The organism is Nocardiopsis algeriensis (genome assembly GCF_014203695.1).
GTDB lineage: Bacteria > Actinomycetota > Actinomycetes > Streptosporangiales > Streptosporangiaceae > Nocardiopsis > Nocardiopsis algeriensis.
In genome coordinates, this window is record NZ_JACHJO010000005.1 from 268395 (window position 1) to 288159 (window position 19765).

Annotated in this window: 18 protein-coding genes; 8 read left to right on the top strand and 10 right to left on the bottom strand. The window is 73.9% G+C overall.

Annotated features, from left to right (window positions below):
• Window positions 1-64: 64 nt before the first annotated feature.
• Entirely contained in the window at window positions 65-1543 is a 1479-nt protein-coding gene (locus FHS13_RS09945) for an aldehyde dehydrogenase family protein (RefSeq protein WP_184290718.1), read from the bottom strand.
• 61 nt (window positions 1544-1604) lie between these two features.
• Here FHS13_RS09945 and FHS13_RS09950 point away from each other — a divergent pair, with 61 nt between their 5' ends.
• Window positions 1605-2228: a TetR/AcrR family transcriptional regulator gene (locus FHS13_RS09950; RefSeq protein ID WP_184290720.1), complete on the top strand. Its 624-nt coding sequence runs from the start codon at window positions 1605-1607 to the stop codon at window positions 2226-2228.
• 66 nt (window positions 2229-2294) lie between these two features.
• Here the strand turns inward: FHS13_RS09950 and fahA are convergent, their stop codons facing one another.
• The 5 genes from fahA to FHS13_RS09975 are packed head-to-tail and all read right to left on the bottom strand — an operon-like array spanning window position 2295 to window position 8263.
• Window positions 2295-3509, bottom strand: coding sequence for a fumarylacetoacetase (gene fahA, locus FHS13_RS09955; protein ID WP_184290722.1), 1215 nt, complete (start codon window positions 3507-3509; stop codon window positions 2295-2297).
• Window positions 3510-3524: 15 nt separating this feature from the next.
• On the bottom strand, window positions 3525-4361 hold the full coding sequence (locus FHS13_RS09960) for a hypothetical protein (RefSeq protein ID WP_184290724.1): 837 nt from the start codon (window positions 4359-4361) through the stop codon (window positions 3525-3527).
• On the bottom strand, window positions 4358-5557 hold the full coding sequence (locus FHS13_RS09965; protein ID WP_184290726.1) for a homogentisate 1,2-dioxygenase: 1200 nt from the start codon (window positions 5555-5557) through the stop codon (window positions 4358-4360). Before FHS13_RS09965 ends, FHS13_RS09960 begins: the two co-directional genes overlap by 4 nt.
• A gap of 14 nt (window positions 5558-5571) precedes the next feature.
• Window positions 5572-7257, bottom strand: coding sequence for an FAD-dependent monooxygenase (locus tag FHS13_RS09970; RefSeq protein WP_184290728.1), 1686 nt, complete (start codon window positions 7255-7257; stop codon window positions 5572-5574).
• Between the two features lie 43 nt (window positions 7258-7300).
• Window positions 7301-8263, bottom strand: a complete 963-nt coding sequence (locus tag FHS13_RS09975) for an MBL fold metallo-hydrolase (protein WP_184290730.1) — start codon at window positions 8261-8263, stop codon at window positions 7301-7303.
• Between the two features lie 200 nt (window positions 8264-8463).
• Between FHS13_RS09975 and FHS13_RS09980 the strand changes: the two genes are divergently transcribed.
• Genes FHS13_RS09980 through FHS13_RS09990 form a run of 3 tightly spaced genes read left to right on the top strand, consistent with a single transcriptional unit; the run spans window position 8464 to window position 10659 of the window.
• Window positions 8464-8955 (top strand): DUF421 domain-containing protein, encoded by a 492-nt coding sequence (locus tag FHS13_RS09980; protein ID WP_184290732.1) that lies wholly within the window; start codon window positions 8464-8466, stop codon window positions 8953-8955.
• Window positions 8956-9014: 59 nt separating this feature from the next.
• Window positions 9015-9554, top strand: coding sequence for a MarR family transcriptional regulator (locus FHS13_RS09985; RefSeq protein ID WP_184290734.1), 540 nt, complete (start codon window positions 9015-9017; stop codon window positions 9552-9554).
• A 43-nt stretch (window positions 9555-9597) separates the two neighbouring features.
• Window positions 9598-10659 carry an aminotransferase class V-fold PLP-dependent enzyme gene (locus tag FHS13_RS09990; RefSeq protein WP_184290736.1) on the top strand — a complete coding sequence of 354 codons (1062 nt, stop codon included), beginning with the start codon at window positions 9598-9600 and terminating at the stop codon, window positions 10657-10659.
• Between the two features lie 37 nt (window positions 10660-10696).
• Here the strand turns inward: FHS13_RS09990 and FHS13_RS09995 are convergent, their stop codons facing one another.
• Complete coding sequence (locus FHS13_RS09995; RefSeq protein ID WP_184290738.1) at window positions 10697-11956, bottom strand: GNAT family N-acetyltransferase; 1260 nt, start codon at window positions 11954-11956, stop codon at window positions 10697-10699.
• A gap of 528 nt (window positions 11957-12484) precedes the next feature.
• Between FHS13_RS09995 and FHS13_RS10000 the strand changes: the two genes are divergently transcribed.
• Window positions 12485-13492 carry a BadF/BadG/BcrA/BcrD ATPase family protein gene (locus tag FHS13_RS10000; protein WP_184290995.1) on the top strand — a complete coding sequence of 336 codons (1008 nt, stop codon included), beginning with the start codon at window positions 12485-12487 and terminating at the stop codon, window positions 13490-13492.
• Between the two features lie 3 nt (window positions 13493-13495).
• Here the strand turns inward: FHS13_RS10000 and FHS13_RS10005 are convergent, their stop codons facing one another.
• The gene (locus FHS13_RS10005) at window positions 13496-14854 is read right to left on the bottom strand and encodes a dihydrolipoyl dehydrogenase family protein (protein ID WP_184290740.1); all 1359 of its coding nucleotides are present in this window, start codon (window positions 14852-14854) and stop codon (window positions 13496-13498) included.
• A 194-nt stretch (window positions 14855-15048) separates the two neighbouring features.
• Here FHS13_RS10005 and FHS13_RS10010 point away from each other — a divergent pair, with 194 nt between their 5' ends.
• Entirely contained in the window at window positions 15049-15681 is a 633-nt protein-coding gene (locus FHS13_RS10010; protein WP_184290742.1) for a trimeric intracellular cation channel family protein, read from the top strand.
• Here FHS13_RS10010 and FHS13_RS10015 read toward each other — a convergent pair.
• Window positions 15636-16583 (bottom strand): LysR substrate-binding domain-containing protein, encoded by a 948-nt coding sequence (locus FHS13_RS10015; RefSeq protein ID WP_184290997.1) that lies wholly within the window; start codon window positions 16581-16583, stop codon window positions 15636-15638. The two genes, FHS13_RS10010 and FHS13_RS10015, sit on opposite strands and share 46 nt — an antisense overlap.
• 98 nt (window positions 16584-16681) lie before the next feature.
• Here FHS13_RS10015 and FHS13_RS10020 point away from each other — a divergent pair, with 98 nt between their 5' ends.
• Together FHS13_RS10020 and FHS13_RS10025 are read left to right on the top strand one after the other, a co-directional pair.
• Window positions 16682-17611 (top strand): threonine/serine dehydratase, encoded by a 930-nt coding sequence (locus FHS13_RS10020; RefSeq protein ID WP_184290744.1) that lies wholly within the window; start codon window positions 16682-16684, stop codon window positions 17609-17611.
• Between the two features lie 135 nt (window positions 17612-17746).
• Window positions 17747-18412 carry a lysophospholipid acyltransferase family protein gene (locus FHS13_RS10025; protein ID WP_184290746.1) on the top strand — a complete coding sequence of 222 codons (666 nt, stop codon included), beginning with the start codon at window positions 17747-17749 and terminating at the stop codon, window positions 18410-18412.
• Between the two features lie 71 nt (window positions 18413-18483).
• Here the strand turns inward: FHS13_RS10025 and FHS13_RS10030 are convergent, their stop codons facing one another.
• Complete coding sequence (locus FHS13_RS10030; protein WP_184290748.1) at window positions 18484-19728, bottom strand: MFS transporter; 1245 nt, start codon at window positions 19726-19728, stop codon at window positions 18484-18486.
• Window positions 19729-19765 lie beyond the last annotated feature (37 nt).

Genomic DNA, 19765 nt, shown 5'->3' on the forward strand with positions numbered 1-19765 from the left:
GCACCTGCTCCGCGACACGCGAAGCGCCCGGCCCCGAAGGGTCCGGGCGCTCGGCACGCGGTTCTCAGAGGAATCTGCGCAGCATCTTCTCCTTGAACCCGGTGACGGGTGCATAGGCGAGCCGCATCGTGTCCGGGCGCAGCGGCTTGTCGAGCACGGACTTGGTGTGGGAGAAGGTGTCGATCGAGGCCACCGAGTGGTAGGCGCCCATACCGCTCTCGCCCACACCGCCGAAGGGCAGACCCGGCACGGCCAGGTGCGCCACCGGCAGGCCGAAGCCCACACCGCCCGAGGAGGTCTCCGTGAGCAGGCGGCGCTTGGTGTGCTCGGAGCCGGTGAAGGCGTAGAGGGCCAGCGGCTTGTCGCGCTCGTTGACGAAGGCGATGGCGGCGTCGAGGTCGGGCACGCGGACGACGGGCAGGATCGGCCCGAAGACCTCCTCGGCCATCACCGCCGAGTCCGCGGAGACGTCGCCCAGGACCGTCGGGGCGATGTAGAGGTCCTCCCTGCTGTGGCCTCCCCCCGTCACGACGGTGCCGCTGTCCAGCAGGGCGGTGAGGCGGTCGAAGTGGCGCTCGTTGACGATGCGCCCGTAGTCGCCGCTGGCGGCGGGGTCCTCGCCGAACATCTCGGTGACGGCCGCGGCGAGTTCGCGCTGGAGGGTGTCGGCGGTGTCCCCGATCGCCAGGACGTAGTCGGGGGCCACGCAGGTCTGGCCGGCGTTGGTGAACTTGCCCCAGGCCAGGCGGCGGGCGGTGGCAGCCAGGTCGACGCCCGGTTCGACGACGGCAGGGCTCTTGCCGCCCAGCTCCAGGGTGAGGGGTGTCAAATGCTTGACCGCGGCCGCCATGACCACGCGCGCCACCTGGGCGTTACCGGTGTAGAAGATGTGGTCGAAGTGCTGCTCCAGCAGAGCGGTGCTCTCGGGGACGCCGCCCTCCACCACGGCGACCGCCTCGGGGTCGAGGTGGCGCGGGAGCAGTTCGGCCAGGACCGCCGCGGTCGCCGGTGCCAGTTCGCTGGGCTTGAGCACCGCCGCGTTGCCGGCCGCCAGGGCGCCGACGAGAGGGGCCAGGGACAGGTTGACCGGGTAGTTCCAGGGGGAGATGATCAGCACGGTGCCCAGCGGTTCGCGCACGGTGCGCGCCCTGGCAGGCGCCAGGGACAGCGGCACCGGCACCCTCCGGGGGCGCAGCCAGGAGGACAGGTGCCTCAGGGTGTGCTCGATCTCGTTGGCCACGAAACCGATCTCGGTGGTGTGCGCCTCCACGGGGCTCTTGCCCAGGTCGGCCAGCAGGGCCTTCTCCAGCGCGGGGCGCTCGTCGACGAGCATGCGCTGCAGTTGGCGCAGCTGGGCGCGGCGCCAGCCGATCGGCTTGGTGCGCCCGGCGGCGAAGGCACCGCGCAGGCGGGTGACGGTGGCGGCGATCTCGGCGGCGGCGGTGCCTTCGAGCGGCTGGGGGACCGCGCTCTGGACCGTGGCCTGCTGGACGGGTCGGGCGGGGGCACCGTCGGTGGCGGCGGAGGGGTGCGGGTTCGTCATGCACGAATGCTAAACGAAACAGTTTCGTTTAGAAAAGGGGTGCTGCCCTAGGATTGGGCCCATGACCACCGACCATCTGCCGGAGGCGACCCGCACCCCGCAGCGGGGCAGGCCCCGGGACGCCTCCCGGGACCGCGCGCTGATGGACGCCACCCTCGCCGAGCTCCAGCTCCACGGCTACAGCGGCCTGAGGACCGCGGCCGTCGCCAAGCGGGCAGGGGTGTCGACAGCCACCCTCTACCGCCGCTGGCGCTCCAAGGAGCAGCTCGTCGTCGACGCGGCCCGCCTCTGGGCCGAGGACCTGGGACCGGACCGGGACACAGGGAACCTGCGCTCGGACCTGGCACTGCTGCTGCACGACAAGGCGACCGCCCTGGACGGCCCCTCGGGCCGCACGCTGCGCGCCGTCCTGGGCGAGGCCGCGCACAACCAGGCCCTCGCCGACCTGCTGCTGCGCGAGTACGTGACACCGCTGCACGAGCGTGTTCAGGCCCTGCTCGCACGGGCCGCCGAACGCGGCGAGATCCCGCCGGTGGCCGACCCGGTCGTGGTCGGCGAGATGGTCATCGGACCGATGGTCACCCACACCTTCCTGATCCCCCACACTCCCGGCTCCCGGCCCGGCGCCGACATCGCCGAACGCCTGCTGCCCTACCTCCTGCGCGCACTGGGCGCCCGGGAGTAGGGCCTTCCCCGCGGGGCCGGAGCCAGGAGGCACCGGAGGCGGCGCCGGCGGCGCCGCCTCCCCCGCTCAGCGGGCCGGCAGGATGCGCCCGCTCACCTCGCCGAGGTGGACGGTCGCTCCGTCCGGGCCCGGGGCGGTGGCGCGGATGACCACCTCGTCGCCGTCCTCCAGGAAGGTGCGCTCGGTGCCGTCGGCCAGGACCAGTGGCTCCCTGCCGCCCCAGGTCAGCTCCAGGAAGCAGCCGCGCTGCTCCTTGTCGGGGCCGCTCACGGTACCCGAGGCGTACACGTCGCCGGTGCGCAGCGACGCGCCGTTGACCGTCATGTGGGCCAGCTGCTGGGCCGCCGTCCAGTACATCCCCGCGAAGGGCGGACGCGAGACCCGGTTCCCGTTGAGGTACACCTCCAGGCGCAGGTCCAGCCCCCACGGCTCGCTGCCGCGCAGGTAGGGCAGCGGTTCGGGGTCCTGGGCGGGCTGCTCCACCCGGGCCGCCTCCAGGGCGGCCAGCGGCACGACCCACGGGGAGACCGACGTGGCGAACGACTTGCCCAGGAACGGCCCCAGCGGCACGTACTCCCAGGCCTGCAGGTCGCGCGAGGACCAGTCGTTGAGCAGGAACACGCCGAACACGTGGTCGGCGAAGGAGTCCACGGGCACCCGCTCCCCCATCGGGCTGGGGGTCCCCACGACGAAACCGACCTCGGCCTCGATGTCCAGGCGGGTGGAGGGGCCGAACACCGGTGCCTGCTCCCCCGGCGGTCGGCGCTGCCCGGTGGGTCGGACGACGTCGGTGCCCGAGACCACGACGGTCCCCGCGCGGCCGTGGTAGCCGATCGGCAGGTGTTTCCAGTTGGGGGTGAGCGGCTCCTGCTCGGGCCGGAAGATGCGGCCCACGTTGTGCGCGTGGTGCTCGGAGGAGTAGAAGTCCACGTAGTCGGCGACGGTGAACGGCAGGTGCAGGCGCACCGAGGCGCGGTCGGCCAGGTGGGGCCGGATCCGGTCCTCGAAGGCGGGGTCGGTGAACCAGGCGGTGAGCGCGGCGCGCACTCCGTCCCACACCGGCCGCCCCGCGGCCAGCAGGGTGTCCAGGTTCGGCGCGGCGACGGCATCGGCGAAGGGCGCGCCCACCGCGCGGGCCGCGGCGCCCAGGTCCAGGACGTGGGCACCGACGGCCACGCCGATGCGGGTGGCGGGGTCGGCGTCGGTGCTGAACACACCGTAGGGCAGGGTGGCCAGGCCGAACTCGGTGTCGGGTGCCAGGTCGAGCCAGCTGTCGGGCATGGATCGTGCTTTCTGTCAGTGGTGGGCGGGCAGCAGGCCGAGCGCGGCCAGGTCCTCGAGCGGCTCGGTGACGCTGCAGGTGCCGAAGGAGCGGAAGACGGCGCGGACCCGGGCGGCTTCACCGTGGGCGAGGGCGGCGGCCCGGGCGGCCAGGCCGGCCGCACCGCGGTCGGCGAGCACCTGCGCGGCGGCCTCGGTGCCCCGACCGTCGAGCAGGGTGTGGACGGCCAGCAGCACGTTGAGGAAGCCGTGCTGCTCGAAGCCCTCCTCGGTGGTGTGGCGGACGGCGCGGTGCAGTCCGGCCGTGCACTTGAAGGGCACGTCGAGTTCCACCGCCGCGCCCATGAGGCCGGCGAGCTCCGCCTCGCCGGGGTGTGCCTCGGCGTTCAGGCCCCCGGTGCGGAACTTGGCGCTGTGGCCGGAGCCGGCCACGGCCTTCAGGTCGACGCGGGCGCCTGCGCCGCGTGCGACCTCCACGAACCCGTCGGCGCCCTCGGGCAGGTGCTCGGTCAGTCGAGCGGCGGCCTCCGCCGCGCCGCCGGGGGTCGCGGTGACCTCCACCGCGGCCAACCGCATCGACGGGAAGGAGAGCACGGAGGAGACGGCCCCGGCGACGGCCGCGGCGCCGTCGGGGACGGTGACCGCGACCTCGAGGGGCTCGCCTCCCTCGCGGGCCAGGAACGCGCCCAGCTCGGCCACGCGCGCAGCCGAGACCACGAACGGCCCGACGTAGGGGGCACGGGGTCCGGCCCGGTGCTCCCGATGGGCCGGCAGGGCCCCGCCCATGGGTGCGCTGCCGGGTGGGAAGAGCGCGGCGTCGTCGAACATCCCGAGGAAGAGGGCGCCGCTCACCGGCGGCCTCCCGACCAGGTCCAGGCGTAGCCGTCGTCCTCGCAGGCCAGACCGCCCTCACCCAGGTCCAGGGGGCGGAAGGTGTCGACCATGACCGCGAGCTCGTCGAAGGCCTCGGCGCCGATGCTCCGCTCGTAGGCACCGGGCTGGGGGCCGTGCGAGTGCCCGCCGGGGTGCAGGGAGACCGACCCCTGGCCGATCCCCGAGCCCTTGCGGGCCTCGTAGTCGCCGCCGCAGTAGAACATGACCTCGTCGGAGTCCACGTTGGAGTGGTAGTAGGGCACGGGGATGGCCTGGGGGTGGTAGTCCACCTTGCGTGGCACGAAGTTGCAGATGACGAAGTTGTGGCCCTCGAACACCTGGTGGACGGGCGGCGGCTGGTGCACCCGGCCGGTGATGGGCTGGAAGTCGTCGATGTTGAACGCGTACGGGTACAGGCAGCCGTCCCAGCCCACGACGTCGAAGGGGTGGGTGGGGTAGGTGTAGCGGGTGCCGGCGATACCGCCGGGACCGGGGCCGCGGTGCTTGATGAGGACGTCGACGTTCTCGCCCTCGGCGAGCAGGGGCTCCGAGGGCCCGCGCAGGTCGCGCTCGCAGAAGGGGGCGTGCTCGAGCAGCTGGCCGTAGCGCGACAGGTACCGCTTGGGCGGGGCGATGTGGCTGTTGGCCTCCACGGCGTAGGCGCGCAGCGGCTCGTCCCCGGTGGGCACCCAGCGGTGGGTGGTGGCACGCGGCAGGACGACGTAGTCGCCCCGTCCGACCTCCAGCAGGCCGAAGACGGTCTCGACGCGGGCGCTGCCGGACTCGACGTAGACGCACTCGTCGCCGATGGCGTTGCGGTACAGCGGGGAGGGCGCGCCGGCCACCACGTAGGAGATGCGCACGTCGTCGTTGGCCAGGACCAGGCGGCGCGACTCGACGGCGTCGGCGGCCTTCCAGTCCTGCCCCTCGAAGAGGGAGTGCAGCTTCAGGTGGCGCGGCACGAGCGGGGCGTTGGGTGTGCGGGTCTGGTCGGGCAGGTCCCAGGGGGCGGCGTCGGCGATGGCCGAGGGGATGGCCCGGTGGTAGAGCAGGGAGGAGTCGGAGGAGAAGCCCTCCTCCCCCATGAGCTCCTCGTAGTAGAGCCCGCCCTCGGGGTTGGGGTGCTGGGTGTGGCGGGTGCGCGGTACCTCTCCGACCCTGCGGTAGTAGGCCATGGCGGTGTCCTCCTTCAGATGCTCTGTGCGGTGTCGGGCACGGTCGGCGCGGTGCCGGGCGCGGTGGTCGGCCGGCCCAGGCAGGTGTGGACCGCGGCGGTGACCGCGACCAGGTCGGTCCCGTCGACGACCGCGGCCACGTGTGCGTCGGGGCGCACCAGCCACACCTGACCCGGAAGCGGTTCCAGCGCCTGGGTGAGGGCGCCGGTGGCGTCGGTGTCGGCGAGGTGGAACGCAGCCAGGGGTGCCTCGGTGGCCTCGCGGGCACGGCCGAGCACCTGCTGCAGGAACCGCTCCGGTTCCTGTCCTGCGGGGGCCGGGCCGAGCAGCAGGGTCAGGCCTTCACGCAGCAGGGGCCGGATCCGGGCGGGGCTCCCGCCGGGGAGGGCGGCGGGGGCGTCGGGCAGGACCACGCCGGGGCAGGGCGCGGGTGCCAGGCCGCGCGGGGGCCGGCCGCCGAAGGGCCGCTCCGCGCAGGGCGTGGTCAGGGGCGAGGCGGTGTACCAGAACGGTTCGGCCAGGCGCCCGGAGTCGACCTCGGCGCAGGCGGCCTCCTCGGTACGGGCCCGCTCCAGGACACTGAGGCGGGTGCGGTGCTCCTCCTCGCCGTGGGGGACGAGGAAGCGCATGGTGGCGCTGGTGACCTCGGCGTTCTCCAGTGCGGCGGCGTGGCGCTCGGTGTGGTAGGTCTCCAGGAACTCCTCGTCGGCCCAGCCGCTGCGCACGTAGGCGATCTTCCAGGCGGCGTTCTCCGCGTCCTGGACACCGGAGTTGAGCCCCCGGGCGCCGAAGGGGGCCACCAGGTGGGCGTTGTCGCCCGCGAGCAGGACGCGGCCCACGCGCATGCGGTCCACGACGCGGGTGTGGAACCGGTAGACCGAGTTCCAGACGATCTCGTAGGGCCGGTCGCCGATGATCTGGCGGATGCGGGTGTCCAGGCGCCCGCAGGCCGCTTCCCGTTCCAGGTCGAAGTCGGCGGGCACCTGCCAGTCGATGCGGTAGACCGAGTCGGGGCAGGGGTGGATGAGGACCTGGCGGCCGGGGTTCCACTCGGGGTCGAAGTAGAAGCGGCGCTCGCGGGCCCACCCGCCCAGGTCGGCGCGGATGTCGCAGATGAGGAAGCGGTCGTCGAAGCTGGTCCCCTCGAAGGACAGGCCGAGTGCCTGGCGCACGACGCCGCCGTGGGCGCCCAGGCACGACAGGGCGTGGGTGCCCTGCAGGGAGACCGGTCCGTCGGGGGTGTCGCACTCGACGGTGACGCCGTCCGCGTCCTGGGTGAGACCGGTGACGCGGTGGCCCCAGCGGATCCGTACGCCGGCCCTTTCCAGGCACTCGTCGAGGATCTCCTCGGTGCGCGACTGGGAGATGTTGACGAACGGCGGCAGGGGCGAGGCTCCGGGGTCGGGAAGGCGGACGCTGAACAGCTCGTCGCCGCGGTGGAAGGTGCGCGCGGTGTCCCAGGTCAGGCCTTCCTCGGCAACGGCCCCGGCGCCGACCCAGTCCCACACGTCCAGGACGTCGCGCTGCTGGCAGATGGCCTTGGAGCCGACGGCGTCGCGTTCGGGCCGGCTGTCCAGGACCAGGACGGGGACGCCGCGCCGGGCCAGCAGCAGGGCGGCGGTCTGGCCGACCGGTCCCGCGCCGAGCACCAGGACGGGGGCGGCGGGGGCGGCGGGCGGCCGTGGAGCGGGAGGTCTCATGTTCGGGCTCCGTGGTGGTCGTGGCTGCGGGGGAAGGGAGGGGTCAGCCCTGGAGCTGGTCCCAGACCTGGCGGTCGCGCTCGGCGGTCCAGATGACGGGGCGTTCGATGCCGGAGAGCTCGTCCCACAGGCGGGAGACGTCGAAGGGCAGGCAGTGCTCGAAGATGGGCCAGTGGCCGTAGTCGCCGACCAGGGCGGCGTGGGTGGCCTCGAAGGCCTCCTTGAGGGTGCCGCCGCGACCGTGCACGGCACCGACCTCGCGGATCATGACCCGCAGGAAGTTCCGGGTCTGCTCGATGGCGGCGTCGACCTCCTCGCGGCCCCGGCTGACGGCGCCGCGGCCGCCGACGAGCATCTCGGCGCCCAGGGCCTTGATGCGGTCGAGGGTCTCCCCCGCCCAGTCCATGTGGAAGGCGTCGCCGGTGTAGAGGGCCGCCTGGGCCTCGACGAGGTCGCCGGCGAAGAGGATCTTGTGCCGGGGCAGCCAGGCGACGATGTCGCCCTCGGTGTGGCCGCGGCCGAAGTACTCCAGGACCAGCTCGCCGCGGTCGCCGCCCAGGTCGATGGTGGTGCGGTCGGCGAAGGTCTGGGTGGGCCAGGTCAGGCCGGGAACGGAGTCGGCGTCCTTGGCCAGGCGCGGCATGCGCGCGAACTCGCTGGCCCAGTCCTCCTTGCCGCGCTCGCGGATGAGCTCGTGGGTCTTCTCGTGGGTGAGGACGATCTGGGCGTCGAAGGCACTGGCGCCCAGGACGCGCACGGCGTGGTAGTGGGAGAGGACGAGGTAGCGCACGGGCTTGTCCGTGTGCTTGCGCAGCTCGGTCAGCCACTCGCGGGCGGCCGTGGGGGTGGCGAGGGCCTCGAAGGCGACGAGGAAGTCCTCGCCCTCGATGGCTCCCACGTTGGGGTCGCCCTCGGCGGTGAGCGCGTAGACGCCGTCGGCCAGGACCTCCAGGGTCTGCTGCTTGGCCTCGGTGTCGGCGGACGAGGCGAACGGCTTGGCTGCCATGGCGGAGTGTCCTCCCTCGGGCGGCTCCCGCCGCCCAATTGATCAAACCTTTGATGACCAGACCATAACGTGTCCCACGCCACAGGGCCAAGGGGCCCGGGTCCAAGTGCCCTGTGATGCAGATCACATAAAATGCCTGACCGTACGCGGTCCGGGCATCGCCCGGGCCGGACGCGGATGCCACTGCTGGGGGAGACCTGATGGACTGGACCGAGATCCTGGTGCCGAGTTCGCCGCTGCTGGAACTCATCGTGCGCGGAAGCGTCACCTTCCTGTCACTGATGTTCCTGCTGCGACTGGCGGGCCAGCGGGAGACCGGAGGTCTGGGACTCACGGACCTGCTCGTGGTCGTACTGGTCGCCGACGCGGCCGGCGCGGGGATGACCGGCGACACCCACACGATCGCCGACGGCCTGGTGCTGACGGTCACGATGATCCTCTGGAGCGTCGTGCTCGACGCGGCCGCCTACCGGTGGCCCCGCTTCGCGCGCATCGTCAAGGCCCGTCCGCGACCGCTCATCAGCGAGGGCCGCCTCAACCACCGGGTCATGCGGCGCGAGTTCATGTCGGAGCAGGAGGTGCTCTCCCAGCTGCGCCTGCACGGCATCTCCGACCCCTCCCAGGTCCACCGCGCCTACCTGGAGCCCAACGGGATGGTCAGCATCATCGCGGAGGAGGGCACGAACACCTGATCCGAACACGGCCAAAGCACGGCAAACGGCCCCCGCCTCCAGGTACTAGGCTGGCCCGCGTGACCCACAACACCGCCCCCTCGCACGAACTCAGCTTCTGGTCCTTCGTGGACTACGCGGTGCAGAAGGCAGAGGAGGAGCTGCCGTCGGTCGACACCGACGCCATGCGCCTGATCCTCACCCTCAGCCGGGCCGCGAACATGATCATCTACGACCTGGAGTCGAGCGTTCACCGCCCGCGGGGACTCACCTGGCCGGGGTTCCGGGTGGTCTTCGCGCTGTGGCTGGCCGGCCCCATGGAGGCCAAGACCACCGCCGAGATCTCCGGCATGAGCCGGGCCGCCCTGTCCGCCCTGCTCAACACCCTGGAGAGGGACGGCCTGGTCCTGCGCGAGCGGGCCACCCACGACCGGCGCGCCCTCCAGCTCAGCCTCACCGAGGCCGGCTACGGCGCGATCCTGGGCAGCTTCCGGGCGCACAACCGCCGCGAATCGGCCTGGGCCGAGGCACTCGAACCCGAGGAGCAGAAGGAGATGGTGCGGCTGCTCAACAAGCTCATGGCCGGCTCCACCGACGCCAAGGCCAAGTTCCGGAGCTGAGCGGCCCCTTGAGACAGGCCCCGGCCTCGGGCAGGATCGGGACATGGACGACACCGCCCGTACCCGTGTCCGAGCTGCCCGGAAGCACTTCTCCCCCGCCGCCTCCTACCTCGACACGGCCACCTGCGGCCTGCTGCCCGACACCGCGGTCAAGGCCCTGCGGCGGCACGTCCGCGATCTCGCCGAGGGCCGCTTCTCCCCCGCGGAGGCCGACCGCGGCGTCGAGCGCACGCGCGCGGCCTACGCACGCCTGGTCGGCGTCCCCACCTCCTTCGTGGCCATGGGCACCCACACCGCCCAGTTCACCGGCACCGTCGCGGCGAGCCTGCCACCGGGATCCCAGGTCCTCACCGCCGAACGCGAGTTCAGCTCCGTGGTCCATCCCCTCCTCGCCCGCGAGCGCCACGGTGTGAAGGTCCGCGAGGTGCCCCTGGAGCACCTCGCCGACGAGGTCACCGCGCAGACACGGCTGGTCGCGGTCTCGGCCGTGCAGTCCTCCGACGGGCGCCTCGCCCCGATCGCGGATCTCAGGGCGGCCTGCACCGACCACGGCGCCCGCCTGCTCCTGGACATCACACAGGCGGCCGGATGGCTGCCCCTGGACGCCGGCCTGGCCGACTACACCGTGTGCAGCACCTACAAATGGCTGCTGGGCCCGCGCGGCACCGCATTCCTCACCGCGACCGGCGAGGCACTGGCCGACCTGGAGCCCCTCGCCGCGTCCTGGTACGCCTCGGACGACCCCTGGTCGTCCCTCTACGGAGGCCCTCTCCCCCGCGCGTCGGGCGCCCGCCGCCTGGACCTGCCGCCGGTGTGGCCGGCCCTGGCCGCCCTGGAGCACTCCCTGGCCCTGCTGGAGGAGACCGGGACGGCGGCCGTGCACGAGCACGGCACCGCCCTGGCCGACCGCTTCCGCGCCGCGCTGGACCTGGAACCGGCGGGAACGGCGATCGTGTCCGTCCCCGCCCCGCCGGAGGCCGTGGAGCGTGCGGCCGCCGCGGGCGTGGCCACGTCCTACCGCGGCGGCCGCCTGCGCGCCTCGTTCCACCTGTACAACACCGAGGAGGAGGCCGACCGCCTCGCCGACCTGCTCCGGGGCGCATGAGCCGGTTTCCCCCCACGCCCGGAGGCGGGGCTCCCCCTCAGAAGATCAGTCCGCAGAAGGGGGCGTCGGGACGGTGCAGGGCGGCGTCCAGCCGCGCGACCGCACCGGGGGTGTACTCGGTGAGCAGGCCCGCCCTCAGGTATCCCGACAGCGGCGTCTGCCCCAGGTGGGCGGCGCCCAGGTGGGAGACGTCCAGAGCGATGTCGGGCGCAGCCCCGGTGCCCTCCACCCGCGCACCCGAGGCATCGGCCTCCAGCCGCCAGCGCCCCGCGTTCCACGGCGCGAAGCGGTCGCCCACCTCCAGCACCGCCTCGACCGGGGCGGCCCAGGAGCGCTCGGACAGGGCACCGGGCACGTCCACCAGGCGTATCCACAGCGAGGTGGAGTGCTGCCGCAGCACCCGGTCCCGGTCGGCGGCCAGGTACAGCAGCGGGTTGTCCTCCGCCAGGAAGGGGAAGAGGACCCGGTCGGTCAGGTCGCGGGAGAACAGGTGCTCGTACAGCGCGGTCCACGCCGCCGGCGCGATCGCGTGCACCTCGGTCACGTGCACCTCCCCGTAGGCGCCGTCCTGCTCGTACCTGGCCAGGGTGCGGTAGAGGGCGTACCCCTGCGGGCCGCCGGGGCCGCCGACGACGAAGGCGCGCAGCGGGCCCTTGTCGCCCCGCTGCTCGGGCCGGTCGGACAGCATGCGCCTCCACCACTGGGGAGCGCGCCGGAACTGCCCGTTCTGCGACGCGGCCACCTGGCGGTGCACCTCCTCCATGTCGGGGAGGGCCTCCTGCGGATCGGTGAGGCGGCCGACCAGCGACCCGTCGCGGGGCGCGTCGGCGCGCAGCGCCGTGTAGGGGCGGCGGACGGCCGCGTTGATCTCGGTGGCGGCCGGCCCGTAGCCGAAGCGGCCGTAGATGGCCCCCTCGGACGCCCACAGCGCCGCGTATCTGCCGCCCGCCTCGCGGATGTCGGCGAGTTGGCGGCGCATGAGCGCGCTGAGGACGCCGCGGCGGCGATGGGTCGGCCACACCCCCACACCGGTGACGCCCGCCACCGGGCGCACACCGCCGGGCAGGGCCATCTCGAAGCGGAAGTAGTTGGTGGTGCCGACGACCTGCCCTTCGTCCTCGGCGACCAGGAAGCGCTCGTAACCCTCGGCGTCGTGCAGGGGGAGCGCACGTTCGAGGACGGTGTCGAGGTCGTGCTGTGCCAGGAGCGCCTCGCTGGTGACCCTGGCGATCCGGGGGAACTCGTCGCGGTCGCTGCCGCGCACGGTCCAGGTCTCCTGCTGCTGTTCTCGTGTCATGTGCCTGTCGGTGCTTCCGTTTCCGGGTTCGGTGGCGAAGGTGGGCGAGGCCGCTCGGGGGCCGCGCCGGCAAAGGCCTCCGGCGGTTCGTGCAGGGTCGTGCCCGGCCGCGCGGCCGTGGCGGGGACGGGCCCGGTGTCCTGGATCGCCGCGGTGAGCAGCGACAGGTCCCGGCGGCCGAGGTCGGCGGCGCCCGGGCGGGGGCGTCCGAACCGATGCCGGGCGCGGCCTCGGCGGTCCCCGCCCCCCGGGGCAGCGGCCCGGGGACGCCGGCGACCCGCGTTCCACCGCGCGGAGCGGTCGCCCACCTCCGGACGCTCCTCGCGACCGCCGGCGCGGACGTCCCAGGGCGCGCTGCTGTGGTGGTCGCCGCTCATGGGGCGACCCTCTCAGCCCCGCCCCGCGGGCGCCACCGATTTTTCGGCCCCGGCGGCCGCAGGAGTAATCCACCGCCCGACCGGGCAGTTCTCCATGGTGACACGTACGACCTTCTCCCCCGGCCGACCCGACGAACGCCTCGTGGTGGGCGTGGACGCGGGCGGCACCGTGACCCGCGCCGTGGTGGCCACCCTGTCGGGACAGCCCGTGGGCCGGGCGTGCGCCGCAGGCTCCAACCCCAATGTGCACGGCCCCGAGAGGGCGGCCGAGGAGCTGGCGTCGGCGGTCGCCGGTGCCCTGGGGCAGGCCGGTGCCCGGGAACGCGGCGCGGTGGCGGCGTGCACGGTGGGGCTGGCGGGAGCCTCGGCCCTGGCCGACCCGCGGGTACGCGCCCGGTTGGAGGAGGCCCTGGCCCGGGTCGGCCTGCCTCCCGAACGGTGTGTGTTCACCGGGGACGACGAGGCGGCCTTCGCAGCGGGCACCCCGGCGGCGGACGGAACGGTGCTCGTGGCCGGAACCGGGGCGATCGCCTCCCGGATCGAGGGCCGCAGGCGGGTCCGCTCGGCCGACGGGATGGGGTGGCTGATCGGCGACGAGGGATCGGCGTTCTGGATCGGCCACCAGGCCGCTCGGGAGACGGCCCGCCAACTCTCGCGCGGCACCGCGCTCAGCCCGCTGGCACGCCTGGTCGCCAAGCAGGTCATCCCCGGGCAGCGGCCGGCGGAGGGCTCCGACCGCCGGCCTGAGGAGCACGCGCGCGCCTTCGCCAGGACACTGGCCGCCGGTCCTCCGATCGAGCTGGCCCGGCTCGCACCGCTGGTCACACAGGCCTTCCACCAGGGTGATCCGGCCTGCACGGTGATCGTCGACGCCGCCGCCGGACATCTGGCCCACTCGGTGCACCAGGTGCGCTCCCGCGGTGACCGCCTCCCCGTGGTGATGGCCGGAGGGGTGCTGCTCGGTTCCGAGCCGGTGCGGGCCGCACTCACCCGCAAGCTGGCGCTGGGGGCCGCCGGGGCCCCGGTGCTGACGGCGGGGAGCACGGCGGGCGGCGCCGCCTGGCTGGCCGCCCTGCGGACCGGGGCCTGTCCGGACGACACCGAGCTGCACTCGGCGCTCACCGAGCCGGAGCCCGGCGGGCGCACCGACGCGGCCTGACCCTCACACACCCAGCTGTTCCAGGGCCACGGTGTAGGCCTCGTTGAACGTGGGGAACTGCGGGATCGCGTCGAGCAGCACCCGGATCGGGATCCCCGCCCGGACCGCCAGTGCCGCGGTGTGGATCCACTCGGCGGCCTGCGGCGCGAACGCCCAGGCACCCACCAGCACACCCCGGTCGCGGTCGGCCACCAGCCCCAGGGTGCCGCGCGGATCGGTGGAGTGCGTCCAGGGCCGGGCCAGCACCTCGGGCAGGTCGACCTCGGCGGTGGCCGTGTCGATCCCCCGCTCCTGCGCCTGCCGGGCGGTCAGACCCACGCCGGCGGTCTCGGGGAAGGTGAAGAGCACCCGGGGCACCCCCGTGTAGTCGGCGGTGTGCGCGGCGCCCAGGATGTTGTCGGCCACCACCCGGCCCTGGTACTTGGCCACGTGCGTGAACATCGACACGCCGGTGACGTCGCCGACGCCCCACAGGCCCGGCCGCACCCGGCAGTGGCGGTCCACCGGCAGGGCGGCGCCCTCCAGCTCCACCCCGGCCTCCTCCAGTCCCAGGCCGTCGGCGCGGGGCCTGCGCCCGGTGGCCAGGACGAGCACGTCGGTCTCCACGCAGCCGCCGCTGTCCAGGGCGGCGACGACACCGCTGCCCTCGCGTTCCACCGAGGCGACCTCGGTGCCCAGGTGCACGGTGACACCGTCGCGTGCGAGCTGTTCTGCGACCAGCTCACCGAGGCGCGGTTCCTCCCGGTCGACCAGGTGCTCACCGCGCTGGACCACGGTGACGGCGCTGCCGGTCCGGGCCAGGAGCTGGGCCAGCTCCACGGCCACCGCGCCGCCTCCGACCACCAGGGTCCGCCGGGGGACGTCGGTGAGGGTGGCGGCCTCCCTGCTGGTCCACAGGGTGGAGGCGTCCAAGGTGTCCAGGCCCTCGATCGGCGGGCGCACCGGTTCGGAGCCGGTGGCGACCACCACGTGATCGGCGGTGCACTCCCGGCCGGCCACCTCCAGGCGCCAGGGGTCGCGGCCCGCGATCCGGGCCCGCCCGCGCAGCACCTGGGCCCCCCGGTCGCGGTAGCCCCGCTCCTGGGCAGAGTCGTCCAGGTGGCGGATCATCTCGTCCCGGTGGCCGCGCAGCTCCGGCCAGTCCAGGCGGGGGCGGTCGAGTCCGGGGGCAGTGGCCGCCTCCTCGCGCACCTCGGGAGACCGCAGCAGCGTCTTGGTGGGAATGCACGCGTAGTAGGCGCACTCTCCCCCGATGAGGTTCTCCTCGACCACCGCCACGCGCCGACCCGCCCGCAGCAGCCGGTCGGCGACCGTCTCGCCACCCGGTCCCATCCCGACGACGACCGCATCCAGGTGTTCCATGTCCACTCCGCTCCCCCGTGGTCCGCACACCCGATGGTCGCTCCTGCCCCGGGCGGCGGGGCGGCGACACGCGGTCGCGCCTCCGACCTCCTGTGCGCCGCACCACGGCCCCTGACGTGCTCCGGGCCGGGGGAACGTGATGGAATTGCGGGTCGTCACCCCCGTTCCGAGAGGAGACGCCGCACCGGCGCGCCATGTCCACGAAGACCCTGATCCTGGCCCTCGATCTGCTGGGGACCTTCGCCTTCGCCGTCGACGGCGCCCTCACCGCCATACGCACCGCACGGGTCGACATCGTCGGGGTCCTGGTCCTGGGCCTGATCACCGCCATCGGCGGCGGCGTCATCCGCGACGTCCTGCTCGGGGTGACCCCGGCGACCTTCCAGGACTGGCGCTACCTCACCACGGCCCTGGTGGGGGCGGGCGTCGCCTTCTTCCTCAGCCGGCAGCTCACCCACCTGGCCAAGCCGATCCTGGTCTTCGACGCGATCGGGCTCAGCCTCTTCGCGGTGATAGGGGCGACCAAGGCCCTGGCGGCGGGGTTCGGCCCGCTCCAGGCCGCACTGCTGGGCATGATCACGGGCGTGGGCGGCGGCACGATCCGCGACGTGCTGCTCAACCGTGTGCCCACGGTGTTCAGCGCCAACTCGCACCTGTACGCCGTCCCGGCGCTCCTGGGCGCGCTCCTGGTCGCGATCCCCCACACCTTCGGCCTCACGTGGGGGTGGATCGCGGTGGTCGGCGCACTCGTGTGCTTCGGCGTGCGCATCCTGGCCCTGCTCTACCGCTGGAGCGCGCCCGTACCGCCCGGCAGCCCTCCGCTGTAGGGGGCCAGCGCGCGTGCGGCGGCACGGCGCAGCAGCGCGACCACCGACCGGACCGGTTCCGAGGGCCGGCGGCGGTGGACCGCGTAGACCTCCCGTGCCAGGTCGGCGCCCCGCAGGGCTCCGGCGACCCAGCCGCCGCGGCAGGCGGTGCCCAGAACGCTCAGGGGGACCAGGGCCACGCCCCGGCCGGCGCCGATCAGGGCCAGGGCCACTTCGTAGTCGTGGGTCTCGTAGGTGACGTCGAGGCGCACCCCCGCCTTCTCGGCGGCGGCGTCCAGGGTGGTGCGGTCGTGGATGCCCGGGGGCCCGCAGATCCATTCCTCGTGCGCCAGGTCGGCCAGGGTGGGGCCGCGGCCCACGACGGGGTGCCCCGCGGGGGCGACCACCACGAGCGGATCGACCAGGACGCGCTCGCGGTGCAGTCCCGCGGCACGGGGCAGCGGGACCCCGGGATAGCGATGGGTGACGAGCAGGTCGAGTTCCCCGGAGGCCACCAGGCCGTGTCCGCCGGGCGGTTCGACGTCCGACAGCGACAGGCGTACCTGGGGGTGCTCGTCACCGAAGGCCGCGAGCACGCCGGGCAGCAGGGTCTTGGCCGCGCTGGCGAAGGATCCCAGGGACAGGCGCTCGGGCGGGCGCCCGGCATGGGCGCGCATCGCCGCCTCCGCGTCGCGCAGCTCCCCCAGGACGCGCTCCCCGTGTTCGAGCAGCAGCCGCCCGGCGTCGGTGAGGGTGGCCCCCGTACGGCCCCGCTCCACCAGGGTGCACCCGGTCTCGCGCTCCAGTTTGGTCAGCTGCTGGGACAGGGCGGGAGGGGTGAAGGAGAGGCGCTGCGCCGCAGCGGCGATCGAACCGGCGTGGGCGATCTCCACCAGCACGCGCAGACGGTTGGCATCCAGCACCGCGGCCCCCTCGAACACAACATGGTGCAAAGTTTTTCTTCACGTTCTTTAGCAGACCCAACTTTAAGTTAACCACCGGTAGGGGCAGCATGGGAGGCATGAGCCCCGAGACCGCACACGCGCTGCGCACGCCCACGGCCACCGACGTCCGTGCCGCGGCCGAACGCATCGCACCCCATGCCCGCCGCACACCCGTCCTGCGCACCGAGGTGGACGGCCGCCCGCTGACGCTGAAGCTGGAGCACCTCCAGCTCACGGGCGCCTTCAAACTCCGCGGGGCGCTCAACGCCCTGCTGGCCGGGGAGGGCACCGACCGGGTGATCACCGCCTCGGGCGGCAACCACGGGCTCGGCGTGGCCACCGCCGCACGCCTGCTGGGCGTGCACGCCACGGTGTACGTCCCCGAGACCGTCCCCCGCGCCAAGGCCGCCCCGCTGGCCGCGACCGGCGCCGAGATCGTCCGGATCGGCGACCACTACGCGCAGGCCGCCCTGGCCGCGCGCGAGCACGCCGAGCACGAAGGGGTGCGCTACCTGCACGCCTTCGACGACCCCCTCGTGGTGGCAGGCCAGGGCACCATCGGCCTGGAGATCGCGGCGGACGCCCCCGAGTGCGACACGATCGCCGTGGCGGTGGGCGGCGGAGGTCTCGTGGCCGGGGTCCGGCTGGGGGCCGGGGGCCGTACGGTCGTGGGGGTGGAACCCGAGGGCTGCCGGAGCCTGCACGCCGCCCTGGCCGCCGGGCAGCCCGTGGAGACACCGGTGGACTCGGTCGCCTCCTCCGCCCTGGGCGCCTCCACCCTGGGCCGGGTCCCCTTCGAGGTGCTGGAGGGCAACCCCGTCACCCCCGCCCTGGTGAGCGACACCGAGATCCTGCACGCGCAGGACCGGCTGTGGGAGGAGTTCCGCATCGCCACCGAACCGGCCGCCGCCGTGCCCTTCGCGGCCTGGCTGGCGGGACGCGTCCCGGGCGAGCACCCGTGCCTGGTGGTGTGCGGGGCCAACACCTCGTGGGAGCGCACCGGCTGACCCCTTTCCGGCAGGTCACCCCCCACCCCCGGGCGGGGAGTGACCTGAAGCACTTCCCCTCCGCCGCGTTCCTCGTTACCGGCCGGTCACCCCTACAGTTGGGGCTCGTACCGGGAAGCGGCGAGGGGAGAGCACATGTTCTACAGTGCGTTGCGGCAGGCGACATCACTCCTCGCCAGGGCCCTGTGCCGTCCCACCGTCGAGGGCCGCGACAACGTCCCCGCCACGGGACCCGTCCTGCTGGCCAGCAACCATCTGTCGTTCATCGACAGCGTCGCCATCCCCCTCTCGGTCACCCAGCGGCCGGTCCGCTTCCTGGCCAAGAGCGACTACTTCACGGGCACCGGGGTCAAAGGGCGCCTCACCAAGACACTCTTCACCTCCCTGGGCGCCGTCCCGGTGGAGCGCGGCAACGCCCGCGACGCCATGCTGTCGCTGGAGATGATGCTGGAGCGCCTGCGCAACGGCGAGGCCTGCGTGATCTATCCCGAGGGAACCCGTTCACGTGACGGCCGCCTCTACCGCGGCCGCACCGGCGTCGCCCTCCTGGCCCTGGAGTCCAAGGCGCCGGTGGTGCCGGTCGCCGTCTCGGGCACCCAGCACGTGCAGCCCGTCGGTACCTCCCTGCCCCGGCCCCACCCCTACACCGTGCGCTTCGGCGCACCGATGGACTTCTCCACCGGCTACGACCACCTCGCCCCCGGCAAGGCCCGCCGGATGATCACCGACGAGGTCATGGACGCCATCCACGCCCTCTCCGGCCAGGAGCGGGCCGACCACTACAACACCCTCGGCGCCTGACCGGGGCCGAGCGCGGGCACCCGCGGAGGGTGACCCCGGTCGGCGGCGTACCGCCGGTGGCGCCCTGCCTCCTACCCGGCGCGCGAACCGTCGGCGGAAGAGCCGGTGCGCTCCCCCGCACCCCGGCGCAGCGCCAGGGCGGCCGTCCCGGCCCCGGCCGCTGCCATGACCGCCCCCAACAGCACCCAGCCGAGAGTCCCCGCGGCCAGGATCAGCGGCAGCACCAGCGCCGAGCCCGTGATCCGCGCCAGGGAGCCGGCCATCCCGAACACCGCCTGGTACCTCCCCTGGAGATGTGAGGGGGCCTCGCGCAGGGCCAGGTGCCAGGCAGGCGGCCCGGCCGCGACCTCACCGACCGTCAGCAGTGCCACCGCCGCCAGGGCGGTCGCCGCCGCAGCGGCCGCACCTCCGAGGGAGGAGGCCGCCAGCAGCGCACAGGAGGCCAGGAGGGCGGCTCCCGCGACGGCGGCGGAGCAGGCGGCCGCGGCATGCGTGGTCACCCGCGCCGACCACGGTCCCTGCAGGGACAGGACCAGGACCGTGTTCAGCCCCAGGCAGGCCGCGGACACCCACAGCGGTGCACCGGTGCGCGTGCTCAGCCACAGGGGCAGGATCACCGACAGCACGGGCATGTACAGCTGCAGGAGGCAGGCCAGGGCGGTGACCGCCACCAGGCGGCGGTCGCGCAGCGCCACCGCCGCGCCCGCCCGGCCCTGCGGACCCCGTGCGCTGTCCAGGCCGCGCGGCAGTCCGGCCAGCAGCACCGCGCAGGCGAACACCGTCCCGGCCCCGGCCGTGTAGAGGAGGAGGAAGGCGGACTCCTCCCCGTACGCCAGCACCAGGGCACCGGCAACGGTCCCCGCGCCGATGCCCGCGTTGAGCAGCATGTGCATGTGCGACCGGGCCCGGACCCTCGCTCCGGGGGCGACCTGCGCCGCGACCAGGGCCTGCCGTACGGCGCCCAACCCCGCCTGGGCCACCACGAGGACGACCGTGGCCGCGGCGTACGGCCCCAGGCCGTCCGCCGCCAGGTAGCCCAGAAGGGCCCCGCACACCAGGAGCGTGTGGGCAACGGCGGCACGGCGGAGGCCGACCGCGTCGGCAAGCGCGCCCATCGGGGCCGAGAGGGCGAGGGCGCACATACTCGCGGCTGCCATGACCAGGCCTATCTCCTCCGCAGCCAGGCCCACCCGTGAGCTGAAGTAGAGGGCCGAGGTGGCCAGCACGGAACCGTCGACGACGGCCCCGACGAGCTGGGCGGTGTACACGCGGCGCACGGTCGAGGGCACCCGGCTGCGGAGGGTCTCTGCGGTCATGGGCCAAAGCTAGGGAGTGTCCTGCTCTGCCCTACAG

Excerpts from the sequence above, each read along its gene's own strand:
- FHS13_RS10030 (WP_184290748.1), bottom strand. The coding sequence starts at position 19,728 with ATGACCGCAGAGACCCTCCGCAGCCGGGTGCCCTCGACCGTGCGCCGC.
- FHS13_RS09945 (WP_184290718.1), bottom strand. The coding sequence starts at position 1,543 with ATGACGAACCCGCACCCCTCCGCCGCCACCGACGGTGCCCCCGCCCGA.
- FHS13_RS09970 (WP_184290728.1), bottom strand. The coding sequence starts at position 7,257 with ATGAGACCTCCCGCTCCACGGCCGCCCGCCGCCCCCGCCGCCCCCGTC.
- FHS13_RS09995 (WP_184290738.1), bottom strand. The coding sequence starts at position 11,956 with ATGACACGAGAACAGCAGCAGGAGACCTGGACCGTGCGCGGCAGCGAC.
- fahA (WP_184290722.1), bottom strand. The coding sequence starts at position 3,509 with ATGCCCGACAGCTGGCTCGACCTGGCACCCGACACCGAGTTCGGCCTG.
- FHS13_RS10005 (WP_184290740.1), bottom strand. The coding sequence starts at position 14,854 with ATGGAACACCTGGATGCGGTCGTCGTCGGGATGGGACCGGGTGGCGAG.
- FHS13_RS09975 (WP_184290730.1), bottom strand. The coding sequence starts at position 8,263 with ATGGCAGCCAAGCCGTTCGCCTCGTCCGCCGACACCGAGGCCAAGCAG.
- FHS13_RS09950 (WP_184290720.1), top strand. The coding sequence starts at position 1,605 with ATGACCACCGACCATCTGCCGGAGGCGACCCGCACCCCGCAGCGGGGC.
- FHS13_RS10020 (WP_184290744.1), top strand. The coding sequence starts at position 16,682 with ATGAGCCCCGAGACCGCACACGCGCTGCGCACGCCCACGGCCACCGAC.
- FHS13_RS10010 (WP_184290742.1), top strand. The coding sequence starts at position 15,049 with ATGTCCACGAAGACCCTGATCCTGGCCCTCGATCTGCTGGGGACCTTC.
- FHS13_RS10025 (WP_184290746.1), top strand. The coding sequence starts at position 17,747 with ATGTTCTACAGTGCGTTGCGGCAGGCGACATCACTCCTCGCCAGGGCC.
- FHS13_RS09980 (WP_184290732.1), top strand. The coding sequence starts at position 8,464 with ATGGACTGGACCGAGATCCTGGTGCCGAGTTCGCCGCTGCTGGAACTC.
- FHS13_RS09965 (WP_184290726.1), bottom strand. The coding sequence starts at position 5,557 with ATGGCCTACTACCGCAGGGTCGGAGAGGTACCGCGCACCCGCCACACC.
- FHS13_RS09990 (WP_184290736.1), top strand. The coding sequence starts at position 9,598 with ATGGACGACACCGCCCGTACCCGTGTCCGAGCTGCCCGGAAGCACTTC.